Annotated in this window: 14 protein-coding genes; 11 read left to right on the top strand and 3 right to left on the bottom strand. The window is 32.5% G+C overall.

Annotated features, from left to right (window positions below):
* Positions 1 to 42: 42 nt before the first annotated feature.
* The 5 genes from gldK (at position 43) to ACN0WY_RS02160 (ending at position 5,701) form a co-directional block, all read left to right on the top strand.
* Positions 43 to 1,422, top strand: a complete 1,380-nt coding sequence (gldK, locus tag ACN0WY_RS02180; RefSeq protein ID WP_330487537.1) for a gliding motility lipoprotein GldK — start codon at positions 43 to 45, stop codon at positions 1,420 to 1,422.
* Between the two features lie 51 nt (positions 1,423 to 1,473).
* Complete coding sequence (gene gldL / locus ACN0WY_RS02175; RefSeq protein WP_330487536.1) at positions 1,474 to 2,115, top strand: gliding motility protein GldL; 642 nt, start codon at positions 1,474 to 1,476, stop codon at positions 2,113 to 2,115.
* Positions 2,116 to 2,158: 43 nt separating this feature from the next.
* On the top strand, positions 2,159 to 3,694 hold the full coding sequence (gene gldM / locus ACN0WY_RS02170; protein ID WP_330487535.1) for a gliding motility protein GldM: 1,536 nt from the start codon (positions 2,159 to 2,161) through the stop codon (positions 3,692 to 3,694).
* A gap of 19 nt (positions 3,695 to 3,713) precedes the next feature.
* A complete protein-coding gene (gene gldN, locus ACN0WY_RS02165) occupies positions 3,714 to 4,574 on the top strand; it encodes a gliding motility protein GldN (RefSeq protein WP_330487534.1) in 861 nt (286 codons plus the stop codon).
* 77 nt (positions 4,575 to 4,651) lie between these two features.
* The gene (locus ACN0WY_RS02160) at positions 4,652 to 5,701 is read left to right on the top strand and encodes an NAD(P)/FAD-dependent oxidoreductase (RefSeq protein ID WP_417799408.1); all 1,050 of its coding nucleotides are present in this window, start codon (positions 4,652 to 4,654) and stop codon (positions 5,699 to 5,701) included.
* 57 nt (positions 5,702 to 5,758) lie between these two features.
* On the opposite strand, the gene ACN0WY_RS02155 is transcribed toward ACN0WY_RS02160, so the two are convergent.
* Positions 5,759 to 6,154: a DUF983 domain-containing protein gene (locus tag ACN0WY_RS02155; protein ID WP_330487532.1), complete on the bottom strand. Its 396-nt coding sequence runs from the start codon at positions 6,152 to 6,154 to the stop codon at positions 5,759 to 5,761.
* 119 nt (positions 6,155 to 6,273) lie between these two features.
* Here ACN0WY_RS02155 and ACN0WY_RS02150 point away from each other — a divergent pair, with 119 nt between their 5' ends.
* Complete coding sequence (locus tag ACN0WY_RS02150; protein WP_417799407.1) at positions 6,274 to 8,190, top strand: ATP-binding cassette domain-containing protein; 1,917 nt, start codon at positions 6,274 to 6,276, stop codon at positions 8,188 to 8,190.
* Positions 8,191 to 8,288: 98 nt separating this feature from the next.
* Here ACN0WY_RS02150 and ACN0WY_RS02145 read toward each other — a convergent pair whose 3' ends face one another.
* Complete coding sequence (locus ACN0WY_RS02145) at positions 8,289 to 8,951, bottom strand: AbiV family abortive infection protein (protein WP_417799406.1); 663 nt, start codon at positions 8,949 to 8,951, stop codon at positions 8,289 to 8,291.
* A 291-nt stretch (positions 8,952 to 9,242) separates the two neighbouring features.
* Between ACN0WY_RS02145 and ACN0WY_RS02140 the strand changes: the two genes are divergently transcribed.
* Genes ACN0WY_RS02140 through ACN0WY_RS02130 form a run of 3 tightly spaced genes read left to right on the top strand, consistent with a single transcriptional unit; the run spans position 9,243 to position 11,874 of the window.
* A complete protein-coding gene (locus tag ACN0WY_RS02140; protein WP_330487528.1) occupies positions 9,243 to 10,106 on the top strand; it encodes a response regulator transcription factor in 864 nt (287 codons plus the stop codon).
* A gap of 32 nt (positions 10,107 to 10,138) precedes the next feature.
* Positions 10,139 to 11,080: a 1-aminocyclopropane-1-carboxylate deaminase/D-cysteine desulfhydrase gene (locus ACN0WY_RS02135; RefSeq protein WP_417799405.1), complete on the top strand. Its 942-nt coding sequence runs from the start codon at positions 10,139 to 10,141 to the stop codon at positions 11,078 to 11,080.
* Positions 11,080 to 11,874, top strand: a complete 795-nt coding sequence (locus ACN0WY_RS02130) for a glucosaminidase domain-containing protein (protein ID WP_417799404.1) — start codon at positions 11,080 to 11,082, stop codon at positions 11,872 to 11,874. Before ACN0WY_RS02135 ends, ACN0WY_RS02130 begins: the two co-directional genes overlap by 1 nt.
* 175 nt (positions 11,875 to 12,049) lie before the next feature.
* Here ACN0WY_RS02130 and ACN0WY_RS02125 read toward each other — a convergent pair whose 3' ends face one another.
* Positions 12,050 to 13,180 (bottom strand): hypothetical protein, encoded by a 1,131-nt coding sequence (locus tag ACN0WY_RS02125; protein WP_417799403.1) that lies wholly within the window; start codon positions 13,178 to 13,180, stop codon positions 12,050 to 12,052.
* Positions 13,181 to 13,422: 242 nt separating this feature from the next.
* Between ACN0WY_RS02125 and ACN0WY_RS02120 the strand changes: the two genes are divergently transcribed.
* On the top strand, positions 13,423 to 14,136 hold the full coding sequence (locus tag ACN0WY_RS02120) for a hypothetical protein (protein WP_417799402.1): 714 nt from the start codon (positions 13,423 to 13,425) through the stop codon (positions 14,134 to 14,136).
* Positions 14,129 to 16,318 (top strand): tetratricopeptide repeat protein, encoded by a 2,190-nt coding sequence (locus tag ACN0WY_RS02115; RefSeq protein WP_417799401.1) that lies wholly within the window; start codon positions 14,129 to 14,131, stop codon positions 16,316 to 16,318. Before ACN0WY_RS02120 ends, ACN0WY_RS02115 begins: the two co-directional genes overlap by 8 nt.

Raw genomic sequence — 16,318 nt, 5'->3', positions numbered from 1 at the left:
AAAAATAATAGGTTTACGCCTCTTTTATAAGAAAGATATAATATGAAAAAAATAACAGTACTTGCATTGTTAGCATCTATCATCTACTCTTGTGGTTCAAGTGGAGATAGAGGAGAATTGGTAGGAGTTAAGTCAAAAAGAAAATGGTTTGCTGAAAAACCATATGGTATGGCTAAAATCCCAGGAGGATCTTTCACAATGGGTAAACAAGATGAAGACCCTATGGGAGCTATGAATGCTCCAACAAAAACTGTTACAGTACAACCATTTTATATGGATGAGACAGAGATAACAAATAGTGAGTACAAAGCATTTGTTTATTGGGTAAGAGATTCTATTACAAGAACTAAATTAGCTTACCAAGCTGAATTTGCCTCTTTAGGTGGAGATGATGCAGTAAATGTAGGCAAAAATGCACAAGGAATTCAATTATATGCTTTTGCGTCAAAAGATACTGTAAATGAGACGCCGTATGAAAAATACATGCGTGAAAATTACTACGAGTTAGGAGAAGGGCTAGACTCTTTAAAACCTTTGAATTGGAGAGAAGAAATTATTTGGGATTCTCAAGAGTATCCAGATGCTGATTATGTGGAAGTAATGGACTCTTTATATTTAAGAAAAGAAGAGGCTTTAAACGGAATAAGAACATTTAATACGAAATTATTAAACTATAGGTATTATTGGTTTGATAATGAGGCTGCAGCAAGAATAGGAAAGAATAGAAAGGATTTCTTAAAAGACGAGGTAATCAATGTATATCCAGATACTACTGTATGGATTAAGGATTTTAATTATTCGTACAATGATCCAATGCACCAAGAGTACTTTGCGCACAAAGCTTACGAAAATTACCCAGTTGTAGGTGTAACGTGGAATCAAGCAAAAGCTTTTTGTCACTGGAGAACTCAAACAAAAAATAATTATCAAAGATCAAGAAAGAAGTTAGGATTGGTTCCCGCTTTTAGATTGCCAACAGAAGCGGAATGGGAATATGCAGCTCGAGGAGGTTTAGATTATGGAAAGTATCCTTGGGGTGGTCCTAGTACTACGAGTGATAGAGGATGTTTTTTAGCAAACTTTAAACCAGTTCGTGGAGACTATGCAGCAGATGGAGCTTTATACACTGTAGAGGCGATGTCTTACAATCCTAATGAGTACGGATTGTTTAATATGGCAGGAAATGTTTCTGAATGGACCAATACAGCTTACAACCAAATGTCTTATTACATGGGGTCTACAATGAACCCTAACGTTGAGATTAAAGAAAATAGAAGAAAAATTATCCGTGGAGGGTCTTGGAAAGACGTAGCATATTTCTTAGAAGTAAGTTCTCGTGATTGGGAATATGCAGACACAGCAAGAAGTTATATCGGATTTAGAACTGTACAAGACTACTTAGGTACTAATAAAAGTAATTAAATAAGAAAACAAGAATAAATATTAATCCCCAAAATTTAAAAATCAAGAATTATGGCACAATCAAAATCAACTAAGAAAATGTTCAATATGGCTTACGGTTTAGGAGCCGCAGTAGTTATCATTGGAGCATTATTTAAAATTTTACACTGGCCTTTTGGAAATGAAGTATTAATGGTAGGTATGATTGTTGAAGCAGCAGTTTTCGCATTGTCAGCGTTTGAAGCAGTTGAAGACGATTTAGATTGGACAAAAGTATACCCAGAGTTAGCAGATGGTCAATCATTAGGTAATAAAAAAGGTAAAGAAGCATCTCCAGAAGAAGCACAAAGCATGTTGTCTCAAAAGTTAGATAACATTTTAAGTGAGGCTAAATTAGATGCTCAATTAGTATCTCGTTTAGGGGATAGTATTAAAAACTTCCAAGGAGCAGTAGAGCCTTTAGCTTCAGCATCTCAGTCAATTTCAGCTACCAATAGCTACAATGAGCAAATGTCTAGAGCAGCGGCTCAAATGGAGTCTTTAAATAGTTTATATCAAACACAAGTAGAAAATGCTAGTAAACAAGCTGATTTAAATTCTGCTATGGTAGAAAATTCTCAACGTTTACAAGAGCAAATGCAGTCGTTAGCAACAAACTTATCTTCATTAAATGGAGTATATGGAGGGATGTTAACTGCAATGTCTAACAAATAATTAATTAGTTTATCTAATTTATTAACTAAACAAACTAATTAATATGGCAGGAGGACAACTATCACCAAGGCAGAAGATGATTAACCTTATGTACTTAGTGTTTATTGCAATGTTAGCAATGAACATGAGTAAAGAGGTGTTATCAGCCTTTGGATTAATGAATGAAAAGTTAACAGTAGCAAACGAAAAGGCAACTGAAAAAAATAAAATAGCTTACGAAACGTTAGCTCAAAAAGCAGCAGAACAAGCTAAACAATATGGTGAGGCTAAGGAGAAAACAGACAAGTTAAAAGTAGCTGCGGATGAATTATATGCATATGTTGGAGAATTAAAGAGCCAAATGACAGGTGATTTAGAAGACAAGCAAGCATATGAAACAATGGATAAGTCTAAGTTTTTAGATGAGTTATTCTTTAAAGGAGGTAAAATATCAAAAAAAGGACAAGAGTTTGTTGCTAAAATTGATGCCTTTAGAAATGATGCTGTAGCCGCTTTAGAAGGTACAGAGGTTGCAGGTGTAATCGCTGCTCGCTTTAGTACAGATAAAGAAGAGAACAAAGATGGTAAGAAAATTGACTGGTTAAAATATCACTTTGAAGGATTTCCTTTAATCGCATCTTTAACTAAGTTAACACAAATTCAAGCAGATATTAAAGCTACTGAATCTGATGCTTTAACCGCTTTATTACAAGGAGAGTTACAAAGTGCTGTGTCTATGACCAAGTATGAAGCTATGGTTGTATTTGATAAAAGTGCTTACTATCCAGGAGAAAACTTATCTGGTAGAATTGTATTAGGTAAAAAAGATCCTAATTTAACTGCAGAGAAAGTTATTATTAACGATAAAGAAGTTGAACAAGAGAAAATTCAAGCAGGTCAGGTTATTTTAGACGGTCCAGCTGGAAATGTAGGAGATAAGGAGTTAAAAGGTGAGTTCCAATTTAAAGAAGGAGATTCTATTGTAAAGATAGATATCAAAGGAGCTTATGCCGTTATTCCTAGACCTAATGAGGCATTAGTAGCTGCAGATAAAATGAATGTTGTATACCGTGGTTTATCTAACCCAATGACAATCTCTATTCCAGGAGTACCAGGAAACAAAGTTACTGCAAAAGCACCAGGATTAAGAAGAGTTAAAGGAGACAAATATGTAATGAGTCCAGGTAAAGGAAGCGAAGTAAATATCGTCGTTACAGGAACTCCAACAGGTGCATCAAAAGGGGTACGTTCTGTAAAGAAATTTAGAATTAAAGACATACCACCAGCGGTAGGTATGGTAAGAGGTCAATATGGTACCGTAAAAATGCCAAAAGCAAGTTTAGGAAGAATAAGTGTTGCTGCCGGACTACCTGATTTCTTATTTGATTTAAAATTAAATGTATCTAGTTTTAAAATTAAAGTACCAGGTCAAGTTGCAATTCCTGTGAACGGAAGAACCTTAAATGCAAGAGCAAAAGCAGCTATTACTAAAGCAAGGAGAAACGATGTAGTGACTATTTTTGACATCAAAGCATCCGTATCTGGCTCTAATTATAGCATAAAAAAGGTACTGCCTGTTGCTATAGAAATTACAAATTAATAAGTAAAAACAAGAAAGTATGAATTGGAAGCGTTTTTATATGGTTTTATTCGCGTTTGCAGCAACAAGCTATGCAAATGCACAGGCTAACCTTTTAAATGCTAAAAAGGTAGATGAAATTGGAGTTAAATCTGAAGCTCAAATTGCTTCAGAAGATGACAAACCACTTCCTTATGGCTATATTAGTGATAGAGATGTGTTGTGGTCTAAAGTGGTGTGGGAGTATGTAGATTTAAACCAAAAAATTAATCTGCCTTACTATTTCCCAATTGATACTACCAATGCTGGGTTAACAAGACGTTCTTTATTTGATACGTTACTAAAAGGTATTAAAAATGGAGAAATAAAAGAAGTGTATAACGACTCTTATTTTACCACAAAAATAGGAATGGACGAAGTTAAGCTGATGACCTATAACGAGCGTCAAAACGGTGACTACGTAGATCCTTATTATGTACAATCTCAAGATATTAGAGGTTATATGTTAAAAGGACTGTGGTATTTTGACAAACGCCAAGGCGAATTAAAGTATCGTTTATTAGCATTAGCTCCTATGGGACCAGATGTACAGGTTATGGGAGTTGAGGAGATTGATGACAAAGAAAATGTATATGAGCTCTTTTGGGTATTTTTTCCCGATGCAAGAGAAACTTTACACAACTCTAAAGTATTCAATCCTGAAAATTCAGCGCAACCACTTTCTTATGACAACTTGTTAAACGCTCGACGCTTCAATTCTACAATATTAAGAGAAGAAAATATTTACGGAGACAGAGCAATATCTGACTATATCAGAGGAAACTCTTTATTTCAGTTGTTAGAAGCAAATAGAATTAAAGAAGGTATTCGCAATAGAGAAATGGATATGTGGAATTATTAATATTCCCTTTCAAATACAATAAAAAAGAGCTTGCATTGCAAGCTCTTTTTTATTGTAATAAATAGTATTTTTGAAGCATGAATACAGAGGTAGATTACATCATTGTCGGTTTAGGCTTATCGGGAATAGCTTTTGCAGAACAGCTAATTAAAAATAATAAAAGCTTTATCGTTTTTGAAGATGATTCACAAGTATCTTCAGTTGTGGCTGGTGGAGTATACAACCCTGTCATTTTAAAACGATTTACACCGGTTTGGAATGGGCATGAACAACTAGAAAAAGCCATCCCTTTTTATCAAGAACTAGAGAAGAAGTTACAACTTACCTTAGATTATAAATTTACCACTAAAAAAGTATTTACCAGTGTAGGAGACGAAAATAATTGGTTTATAGCCTCAGATAAACCGATGTTGTCTTACTATATGAATCCAAAGATAACAAAAGAAAAAATCAAAGGAATTATAGGGGATTATGGATTTGGAGAGCTTAAGGGTACAGGAAGGATTGATACGCCTTTGTTAGTGAAATCCTATAAAGAATATATCAAGTCATTAAAAAGTCTCGTAGAACAAGCTTTTGACCATTCGAAAGTAGAGATTTTAGAAGATAAAGTTATATACAAAGAGATCAATGCAAAAAGAATAGTGTTTAGTGAAGGGTTTGGTTTAAAGAAAAATCCATTTTTTAACTACTTACCGTTAAATGGCACCAAAGGAGAAACGATAACAATTCACGCCCCTCAATTACAAATCGATTTTTTATTAAAAGGAAGTGTTTTTGTAATGCCTTTAGGGAACGATACATACAAAGTAGGAGCTACTTTTAATTGGACAGACAAAACATCGATTCCAACAGAACAAGGTAAAAAAGAACTAGAAGAAAAGCTACAAAAAATAATAGCAGTTCCCTATACCGTGATTGAACAATCAGCAGGAATACGTCCTACTGTAAAAGACAGGAGACCTTTGGTAGGAGTACATCCAGAACATTCCAGATTAGCTATTTTAAATGGTTTAGGAACACGAGGTGTAATGATTGCACCAACCGTTGCTGAAAACTTGTTCAATCACCTTGAAAATAATGAAGAATTAGATAAAGAAATAAATATAAAAAGGTTCGTTGAATAACGAACCTTTTTATATAGTTGTACTTTTAAGAAAGTATAGTTCGATTTCTTAAAAAGCTTACTTTTCCGATTGTAACACTTTAGCATCCTTTTTGTAACTTACAAAAAGGTTAATCCATATAATCCTTGAAAGGCGTAATGTGATAGGTGTTAAAATTAGAGAAACGACCACAATTGCTATAAAACTATGTAAAATAGAGAGGCCAATAAATACCTTAGCAATAATAAAAATAGCAACGAAAAGAGCCACAGCAAGAGCATAATTTACATACATGGCACCAAAGAAAAAAGAAGGTTCCATCATGTATTTTAAATTACATTTAGGGCAGTTTTCGTGCAAAGTAGTTACCTTTTTAGGATTGAAGTTAAGTTTGTATTTAAAAAACTCACCTTCATGGCAACGAGGGCATTTACTGTTAAAAATACTATATAATTTACTTCCTTTTCCAAACATTTCTTCTGGGTATTAAGTTCGATTAACTATTTGCTTTTTGTAAGTTTGCACAAATTTCAACAAAAATAAAACTCTCGTTTGTAACTCTAGTTACAAAACCATAGTAATTTGCTAAAAATATGTTAAACGTACACGATGTATCAGTTTCATTTATGGGAACAGATTTGTTCTCAGGAATCACCTTTAAATTAACAAAAGGAGACCGAATAGGATTGATTGGAAAAAATGGAGCTGGAAAATCAACTTTATTAAAAGTACTTTCTAAAGATGTTGAAAGTAGTGGAGGAACCTTAGCGTTTGATAAAGACGTACGCATTGGTTTTTTACGTCAGGATATCGATTTTGTGCAAGGAAGAACTATTCTAGAAGAAGCCTACCAAGCATTTACTGAAATAAAAGAAATTGAGTTAGAGTTAGACGAAATAAACCAACAGTTAGCAGAAAGAACCGATTATGAAAGTGAAGCTTACAATCAGTTAATTATCGATTTAAATGAAAAAACTGAACGTTACGAATTATTAGGAGGGTATAATTATCAGGGAGAAACCGAAAAAATCTTACAAGGATTAGGGTTTCAACGAGAAGATTTTGATAAACTGACAGATACGTTTTCTGGAGGTTGGCGTATGCGTATCGAATTAGCAAAACTACTGTTACAGAATAATGATATATTATTGCTCGACGAGCCTACCAACCACTTAGATATCGAATCGATTATTTGGTTAGAAAACTTCTTAAAAAATTATGCAGGCGCCATCGTGCTAGTATCGCACGATAAGATGTTTTTAGATAACGTAACGAACCGTACGATAGAAATTTCGTTAGGACAAATTTACGATTATAAAAAGCCATATACAGAGTTTTTAAAGTTGCGAACCGAAATCAAAGAAAAGCAACTACAAGCACAAAAAAATCAGCAAAAAGAAATAGAACACACAGAGAAGCTGATTGAAAAGTTTAGAGCGAAAGCCAACAAAGCTTCGATGGCACAATCATTAATTAAAAAGCTTGATAAGGTTGAGCGCATTGAAGTTGATCAAGATGATAACGCGGTAATGAATGTTCGTTTTGCTATTTCGAAAGAGCCAGGTAAAATTATTGTAGAAGCTGAAAATCTATCTAAGAGTTATGGCGAAAAAGAAGTGTTAAAGGGGGTTGATTTATTGATTGAGCGTAATAGTAGAATTGCCTTTGTCGGACAAAATGGGCAAGGAAAATCTACTTTAGCGAAAATGATGGTAGGGGAAATTCCGTTTGAAGGAAACCTAAAATTAGGACATAATGTTGAGATAGGATATTTTGCTCAGAACCAGTCTGAAGAATTGCCACCAGAGAAGACCGTATTGGAAATCATGGAAGATGCGGCTAACGATGCCAACCGAGTAAAAGTGAGAGATATGTTAGGAGCCTTCTTGTTTGGCGGAGAAGCGGTAGATAAAAAAGCAAAAGTACTATCAGGAGGGGAACGAAACCGTTTGGCATTGTGCAAGTTATTGTTATCACCGTTCAATGTGTTGATAATGGATGAGCCTACCAACCACTTAGACATAGCTTCTAAAAATGTACTAAAAAGAGCCTTGCAAAATTTTGACGGAACCTTAATCGTAGTATCTCACGACCGTGATTTCTTACAAGGATTAACCACTACGGTTTACGGATTTAAAGACCAAGAAATAAAAGAATATTTAGGGGATATCGATTATTTCTTAGAGCAACACAAAATGGAAAATTTACGTGATGCTGAAAAAAGAACCGTAGTAACTAAAGAAAAAGATACGTCTAAAAAAGAAGCCTATCAATTATCGAGAGAGCAAGAAAAAGAGCTGAAAAAGTTAAAAAACCGACTCAATAAAATAGAAAATAAAATAGCGGATTTAGAAGCTGAAATTGAAAAAATAGATTTAGAACTAGCTCAGAATTACGAAGAGGTTTCTGCACGCCCTAACTTTTTTGAAAACTACAAAGCCAAAAAAGCAAAAGTTGATGAGTTAATGGAAGAGTGGGAGCAAGTAGAAGAACAGGTGTCTGGTTTTTAATGTTTTTGTATGAACTTAGTCAGCTTAAAATAAGTAAAAGACAATACAATAATAAACATAAAGAGGTTTGTGCAAAACCCATATTATCTTTATATGTGTTAACTATTATGTTTCTTATTTTTATTAATATATTCTGTAAACCATCTTTTTGAACGGAGGCCAGATTTAGGTTTCCACTCATTCAATCGTTCTTGAAGCTCTAGCGTAATAAGCTCATCTTTTTCTTCTAAATCAAAATAGCATTCCTGAATTAATTTCATATTACATATTTCAGATAGATAATCATTCATCATGGCTATCATTTGTTTAGCATCTAATTCCTTAATTTTTGCTGGGGTACTAATTCTGCTTTTTACATTGATTTTTGACTTGTTCTTCTCAAGCCCTACATATGTGGCATGTTGTTTTTTTGCCTCTAGTTTCTTATCTCGAACGAATTTCACAAATTTCGGAGAGTAATCTAATTCCATTCGCCATCCAAAAAAGGCTTTTTGTTTTCGGGGGTGAAAGTAAAGTAACTTTAACCATTCCTGTTCGAATTTTTCATCAGGGAATCCATCATTAGTTATAGAGGTCCAAAAATAGTGTTCTACCCAATTAGATTTCGAAAACTCCTCCATCGCGAGAACAGAGAGTTGAAATGCAGAAGGATACGATTTGTTATTGAATAATAATATAGAATCAAAATGTAATCTTAAACCATTTTTAAAGGCCTCGGTAGATAACTTTCTGAACTTATATTTTGATAATTTTTCGGACATTTTATTAAGTTGTGGCTAACACGTTATACAAGAAATAAAATTACTGTTATTTTCTTTAAGGTCAGGTCAAACTAAAGTTTCAGCAATTTTATCCTATTTCAATTTTTTAGTTTAAATATAAAAAAATAATGCCATTTCGAACGAAGGGAGAAATCTTAAAATCGTGAGTTACTGATTTTAATAAGATTCCTCCTTCTGGTCGGAAAAACAGAGTGAAAAATGTCAAAAAAGTGTAAAAGAAATGTCAACTATTGCTTAAAGCGATTGAAAAGTAGGATATTTGTAAACAGTATGAGTAAGAATTCTAATTTAATAACTAACAAAATAAGTGTCTCCTTATTTGTTGTAATAACACTGTTTACTTCGTGTACTGTTAACAAAAATTTTTCAGAACGTGTAAAAGTTTCACTTCGAAATGTAGGACACCAGTTATTGCTAAGCAATGAAGATACTACCTCATTAGTTTTACCTGTGCAACAGTTGAGTAAATCAACCTTTAAGCTAAGTTTTCAGAACAATTTGGAGATTGAACCAGGTGGTTTGGTAACTTTAGTGAATAGGAGTTTTAAAAAGTCAAGTTTTCCAACAAATTACATTTTAGAGGTTAAAAATTGTGATGATGAGGAAGTAGTGTATAGCTACGAAATGCAAAAAAAAGAAGAAAAAGCAATCATCCCTTGCAAAGGAAGAACGTTGCCTACTAACTGTTATTTTATAGAAGTTCAATTTCTTAAAACAAGCACGTCAAATAATAATCAGTTTATTTTTTATGGATTACTGTTTTTAATAATTGTACTTGTAGGTGTTGTATATCAAAAAAAGAGGAAAAATAAAACAGCGACAACTAATAACCTAACGAATGTAGTAAGTTTAGGGATTTTTGAGTTTTACCCAGAGCAACACAAGTTAGTAAAACAAGCTGTAGAAATCAGTTTATCTAAAAAAGAATGCGAGTTGTTAGAAATTTTTATCAGCAGACCTAACGAGATTATAAAACGAGAAGAATTAACCAAAAGAGTTTGGGAAGATAACGGAGTGGTTGTTGGAAGAAGCTTAGATACCTATATCTCTAAACTTCGTAAAAAGTTACAAGACGATACTTCTATAAAAATAACTAATATTCACGGAGTAGGGTATAAGCTAGAAATAGATTAAAGACTTATTTTTGCGTTGATAATTTTTTAAAAATGCTGTTTCAACTAGAAATTCCTATTCCTGAGAATCAACAAATTGATTTGCCTATTTTAAAAACAAAAAGAATTGAGCTTTTTGTAAAAAGGGAAGACACCATCCATCCATTTGTTTCAGGGAATAAGTTCAGAAAACTGAAATACAATATTGAAGAAGCAAAACGACAGGGGAAAGAAACCTTGCTGACTTTTGGAGGCGCTTTTTCAAATCATATTGCAGCTACTGCTGCTGCAGGGAAAATAGCGGGATTTAAAACTATTGGAGTTATCAGAGGTGATGAACTGGGAAAAGATGTAGCAAAGACGCTTTCCAAAAATGAAACTTTGAGAAATGCATTTGAGAATGGTATGCAGTTTAAGTTTATTACAAGAGAAAGCTACCGAAACAAAACTTCTGAAGAATTCATCAATCAGTTAAAAAAAGAGTTTGGTGATTTTTATCTAGTTCCAGAAGGAGGAACGAATGCATTAGCGGTAAAAGGTTGTGAAGAGATTTTAACAAATGAAGATGAAAAATTCGATTATATTTGTTGTGCAGTAGGTACTGGAGGAACCATTTCTGGATTGATAAATACCGCAAAAAAACATCAAAAAGTAATTGGTTTTCCTGCGTTAAAAGGCGATTTTTTAGTAAATGAAATCAAACCTTTTATAAATCAAAATGAGCATTGGAGTATACAAAATGAGTATCATTTTGGAGGCTACGGAAAATATAATGAGGAGCTAATCCGTTTTATAAATAAATTTAATGAACAAACAAGTATTTTGCTAGATCCTATTTACACAGGAAAAATGTTGTTTGGAATTTTGGATTTAGTAGCAAAAGGTACATTTCCTATAAGTAGTAAATTATTAGCAATACATACAGGGGGTTTACAAGGTATTGCAGGAGTAAATCAGAAATTAAAAAATAAAAAACAAGAGTTAATAAAGGTTTAATGAGAATAAAGGTAGTTTTTTTAGCAGTGTGTGCTGTAATATTGACAAGTTGTGGATCAGGTAAAAATGTAGTAAAAAATACACCGAATGAGGTGGTTTTAGAGCCCAGAGAAGAAAAAGTGCCTGAGTTACCTCAGTTAGAACAAATACAGAAACCATTAAAAACTACAACGAATCATACCGAGGCATATATTCAAAAGTTTGCTCCAATTGCAGTTAAGAAAATGCACGAACACGGTATACCAGCTAGTATAACTTTGGCGCAAGGAGTGTTAGAATCAGGTAGTGGAAGAAGTCCATTAGCCCTTAGATCTAATAATCATTTCGGAATTAAATGCCATAGAGGTTGGCAAGGATATAGTGTAACTCATGATGATGATGAAAAAGGAGAGTGTTTTAGAAAATACAAATATCCGGAAACTTCGTATGAAGACCACTCGCAGTTTTTATTAACCCGTAAACGATATGCAAGCCTGTTTAGATTAAGACATACAGACTATAAAGGTTGGGCCTATGGATTAAAAAGAGCAGGATATGCAACGGACAAAAAATATCCTCAAAAATTAATTTCTATTATAAGAAAGTATAATCTAGATAAATACGATAGAGTAAGACGAGACGGTTCTCTAGCAGCGAAAACACCAACTTATAAAACAAGTTCTCATAAAGTTCAAAAAGGTGATACGTTGTATTCTATATCGAGACGATACAATATTTCGGTACAACGATTAAAAGAAGTAAATGGACTAAGTGATAATAACATTAGTATTGGTCAAGATTTGCTAGTAAAATAAACGAAATGTCATTTCGAACTGTAGTGTAACGAAAGTGAGAAATTTGAAAGGCTTTGATGCTATTTATTAAAAATATTTACTGTTTCTTTGAAGGAGATTCCTCTCGTTGGTCGGAATGATGACATAAAAAAAGCGGAGTTTTACTCCGCTTCAACTAACCAAACCCCAATCAAAACTACCAAGAGTAATTTTTCTTTTTTGCTTGTTTTTTGATGGCTTTAATCATAACACTTTCTAACTCATTTTTTTTAGAACTTTCCTGTTGTTTTTTAGCTACATAAGCCTTTCTTTTTTTATTTAACTCTTGAATTTTTTGCTGAATTTCAGCACGTTCTTTACGTTTCTTTTCAACATACACTTTAATTTCTTTGGTAGATTTGTTTTGTAACTGTTTAGGAAGTTGTTTCTTTTTTAATGCGCTGTAATCAATTTCTTTTTCTTCTGAAGCATCCACCAAATCCCATTCAGCATTTTTATATAGTTTAGAACTTTTAGTTACGGCACGTTTTACTACTACAGCTTCATCTAAACTTTCAGCATTCATATCTTGTTTTGCTTGGTTACTGTATTTAGAATATCCGTAAGAACCATAATGAATGTAAGTGTCATTTAAACGTTTGTTTAAAATAATAATATCGTTATCATAAGGTGTTACAATATGTACAATGTGTTTGTTTTGATTAATAGTCATATAATCACCACCTCCGTAAATAGCTCCATCTTGCCATCTTCCAGTAATCCCTTGGTTATAATCACCACAAAAAATAGTATTTATAGTAATATCTTTTTCTTTGGCATTGGTAATAGCATCTCTATAATTAATTTTTCCTTGTGTAAAAGGTTCGTTTCCCGCAATAAAAATCATTTTTAAATCACGTTTATTAGCTCCCCAATCTAATTCGTTTAAAGAAGTTTGTATTACTTGCCCGCAATATTCACTTCCACCATTAGTATTTAAAGAAAAAAGATGTTCAGAAATTTCATCTAAATCGCTAGTAAATTGTAAAACTTGTCGGATATACCCCTCTTTAGAAGATAAGTTAGAGTTTCCGTATTCGTACAAAGCAATTTCTAAGTTAGGAGTAATACCGCTGCATTTAGCAAACGATAATTCATTTACAATCTCCCATAATTGTGCTTTTGCCTGATTGATAAGTCCGTCCATACTATTACTTGTATCCAGTAATAAAGCAACTTTTACAGTTTGCTTTTTAGCTTTTTTTGCAGGTTGATTTTCATTAGCAAACGTAGTTGTCGTTAGTAGTACTAAGCAAAAGAAAAATACTTTTAATGTGTGCGTTTTCATGATTTTTGTTTTTAGTTATTAATTGGGTAAAAGTTTGATTGGTGTTAATTTCTACTCAAAACTACTTCCAACTTTCTTCTTAAAAAATCGAAAATGAGTGAACGGGTTATTTCATTTAGGAAAAAGGTTAACTAAATGAGTAAGCTCCATTTTTTGACTACTTTTTATAATGTTCTGGTGTGATAGTCGTTTTTTTGTGTGGTTTTTAGTAAGTATGTTTACAGAAATAAAAGTTAATAAGTATGAAAAAAGAAACGATTTTGGGATTCCTTTTTTTGGGGGTCTTACTTGTTAGTTGTAAGCAGAATGCTAAAAATGAAATTAAAGAAGTAACCGTTTTAGATAAAAACAGAAAAGAGATTAAAATTGATACAACTCTAATAAGAGTGGCCGATTTACCATTTCATATTGATAGCACATTGTATCTTATTCATCCAATAGGATATGTAAAAAGTAATATGGATAAAAGTTATTTCTTAAAGTCTTCAAGTAGTGAAGGAGTTTATCATTTGACTAATTCCTATGAAAATCAGCTTAATGGAATGATGACAAATCTAAAGTTTCAAAAAATAGATTCAGATGTATTAACCTCTTTAACTAGAGAGAATATTAAAATTTCTTCTGTAGAGTTTTTAAGAACTATTTTTGATAAAACAAAACAGCAAATTCTTTTATATAAAGTTATTGATGCTGATACAAATGATGATAAGAAGTTAGGTTTAGAGGATGATACTAGTTTGTATATTAGTAAAATTAATGGTTCTGGATTTAAGAAGATCTCACGACCAAATCAAAAGCTGTTAAACACACAGTTAGTAGAGGTAAATAATAGGTTGTATTTTAAAACACTACATAATGTAAAGTCAGAAAAAAATGAAGAGAAAATACACTATTTTTATATTGATTTGACAGATGAAAGATTTAAAGCCATTGAATATTATCCTGTAAATGATTAAAAAAATATACATATTATTTCTTTTTCTGTCTTTGGGAGTCTTCTCTCAAGTAGATAAAGAATTGCCGAAAGAATTTTCAGTAAAAGTTCAAGTGGTGAGTAGAGAAACGCGCCAGCCTATTAAAGATGCAATAGTAGAAGTAAACGGACGAACTTTTCAGTTTTCTGAAATAACAGGAAATTATACTGTAAAAGCTACAGCAGGAAGCCAATTAGAAGTGTCGCACCCTAATTTTAATCGTGTTTTTTATACAATTAAAGATGATGAAGATATAAAGGTGGAAGTAGAAGGCTTTACAGCTAAAAGAAAATCAAAACGAAGTTCTTATAGTGCAAGAAAACAAACAGGCTTATATTTACAATATTTAGATTCTGTTCAGTTTTATAAAAAGAAAGATATTGATAAAAGCTTGTCTTTTGTTGAAAAGACTTTGTTAACGAATCCAAGTAAAAGTCAAAGAGCTAATGTATTCAAAGAATTAGCAGATGTATATCTTTATTGGAAGCAATACGATTTGGCAATAGAGAATTATCAAATTTCTTTGCAAGAAGTAAATTCACCTAGGGTTCGTTTGAAACTGGCAAAAGCAGCGTTTTTATCAGAAGATTATAACAAAAGTGAACAAAATTATTTACAAAGCTTACAAAGCGGAGTGCTTAATAATTATTTGCGTTTAACTGCTTATCAAGGATTGGGAGATGTACACTTAGCACAGCAGAATTACAATCAAGCAAAGTCCAATTACGAAAAAGCACTAGAAATTGCAAAAAAGAATTTAATTACTCCAAAAATAACAGATCTAAACTCTAAGTTAGCAGAAGTTTTTGCGGCAGAAGGAAACACTCAAAAAGCAGATGGTTATTTTAAAAACTCGTTAAAATTAGCATCCGAAGAAAACAAAAAACGATCGTTAAAAGAGCAACAAAAAGTGGCTGATTTTTATAATAGATATCAACGATATGATGAAGAAATTCAGTTGCGAAAAGAAAGTTTAAAAGAAGCAGATGACATAGTTATAGAAGCGGAAAATAACGAATCTTTGGTCGATTCAATTACCTCGCAAAAGATTAACTATAAAATAGGGAGTGCATACTTACAAAAATCTGAATATGAAGAAGCAATTCCATATTTGAAAAAAAGTATTGAGGATGCTGATAAAAATAAGGATTTAATTATAGGAAAAGATGCTACTCGTAGGCTTTCTGAAGCATATGAAAAGGTAGGTAATTATATAGAAGCGCTTGAAGCTTATCAAAGCTATGTACAATTAGTAGATACTTTATATTCACGAAAAGAACAAGAAATCCAACAAGTAAAACGTTTTAGTAAACGTATTTTAGATAATCAAAATAGAATAGTAAGTCTAGAGAAGGATAAAAAATTAGCTGACAGTAAAATTAATTTAGCCTATAAAGATCAGCAATTAGTAGCGGAAAGTAACAGGCGTCAAAAATGGATTATTTATTCATTAATCGGGAGTTTTTTATTAATGATTTTGTTAGTGTATTTTATGTTTAGAACGAATAAACAACAAAAGTTAGCTAATAATTTACTGGCATTGAAGTCGATGCGTTCACAAATGAATCCGCACTTTATTTTTAATGCACTGAACTCTGTGAATAGCTTTATCGCAGTAAATGATGAGCGAAGCGCTAATCGATATTTGTCAGAATTTTCAGCATTGATGCGTTCGGTGTTAGAAAATTCAGATGAAGATTTTATCTCATTAACGAAAGAAATAGAGTTATTAGAATTGTATGTAAGGTTAGAGTACAACCGGTTTAAAGACAAGTTCGATTATAACATCCATATTGAAGAAAGTATACCGCTAGAACAATACTCAATTCCACCAATGTTATTGCAACCGTATATAGAAAATGCCATTTGGCATGGGCTTCGATACAAAAAAGAAAAAGGAAAACTTCAAATTTCAATGCTTCCCAAAAACAATGATTCTATTACTATTTTAATTAAAGATGATGGGATTGGTAGAGAGAAGTCAATAGAAATGAAGACGAAGAACCAACTCAAACAGAAATCAAAAGGAATGAGTACCATTAAAAATAGAATTGCTATTTTAAATGATATGTATCAAGATAAAATATCAGTGGTGGTTTCAGATGCTTTTGAAGACGGAAGCGGAACTAAGGTTGAATTGACACTAAAAAAAGACGAAAAGTAG

It is taken from the genome of Tenacibaculum sp., assembly GCF_048269885.1.
GTDB lineage: Bacteria > Bacteroidota > Bacteroidia > Flavobacteriales > Flavobacteriaceae > Polaribacter.
This window is presented reverse-complemented; position numbering and strand designations above follow the sequence as displayed.

Excerpts from the sequence above, each read along its gene's own strand:
- ACN0WY_RS02160 (WP_417799408.1), top strand. The coding sequence starts at position 4,652 with ATGAATACAGAGGTAGATTACATCATTGTCGGTTTAGGCTTATCGGGA.
- ACN0WY_RS02155 (WP_330487532.1), bottom strand. The coding sequence starts at position 6,154 with ATGTTTGGAAAAGGAAGTAAATTATATAGTATTTTTAACAGTAAATGC.
- gldL (WP_330487536.1), top strand. The coding sequence starts at position 1,474 with ATGGCACAATCAAAATCAACTAAGAAAATGTTCAATATGGCTTACGGT.
- gldN (WP_330487534.1), top strand. The coding sequence starts at position 3,714 with ATGAATTGGAAGCGTTTTTATATGGTTTTATTCGCGTTTGCAGCAACA.
- gldM (WP_330487535.1), top strand. The coding sequence starts at position 2,159 with ATGGCAGGAGGACAACTATCACCAAGGCAGAAGATGATTAACCTTATG.
- gldK (WP_330487537.1), top strand. The coding sequence starts at position 43 with ATGAAAAAAATAACAGTACTTGCATTGTTAGCATCTATCATCTACTCT.
- ACN0WY_RS02140 (WP_330487528.1), top strand. The coding sequence starts at position 9,243 with ATGAGTAAGAATTCTAATTTAATAACTAACAAAATAAGTGTCTCCTTA.
- ACN0WY_RS02150 (WP_417799407.1), top strand. The coding sequence starts at position 6,274 with ATGTTAAACGTACACGATGTATCAGTTTCATTTATGGGAACAGATTTG.
- ACN0WY_RS02120 (WP_417799402.1), top strand. The coding sequence starts at position 13,423 with ATGAAAAAAGAAACGATTTTGGGATTCCTTTTTTTGGGGGTCTTACTT.
- ACN0WY_RS02125 (WP_417799403.1), bottom strand. The coding sequence starts at position 13,180 with ATGAAAACGCACACATTAAAAGTATTTTTCTTTTGCTTAGTACTACTA.
- ACN0WY_RS02115 (WP_417799401.1), top strand. The coding sequence starts at position 14,129 with ATGATTAAAAAAATATACATATTATTTCTTTTTCTGTCTTTGGGAGTC.
- ACN0WY_RS02130 (WP_417799404.1), top strand. The coding sequence starts at position 11,080 with ATGAGAATAAAGGTAGTTTTTTTAGCAGTGTGTGCTGTAATATTGACA.
- ACN0WY_RS02145 (WP_417799406.1), bottom strand. The coding sequence starts at position 8,951 with ATGTCCGAAAAATTATCAAAATATAAGTTCAGAAAGTTATCTACCGAG.
- ACN0WY_RS02135 (WP_417799405.1), top strand. The coding sequence starts at position 10,139 with ATGCTGTTTCAACTAGAAATTCCTATTCCTGAGAATCAACAAATTGAT.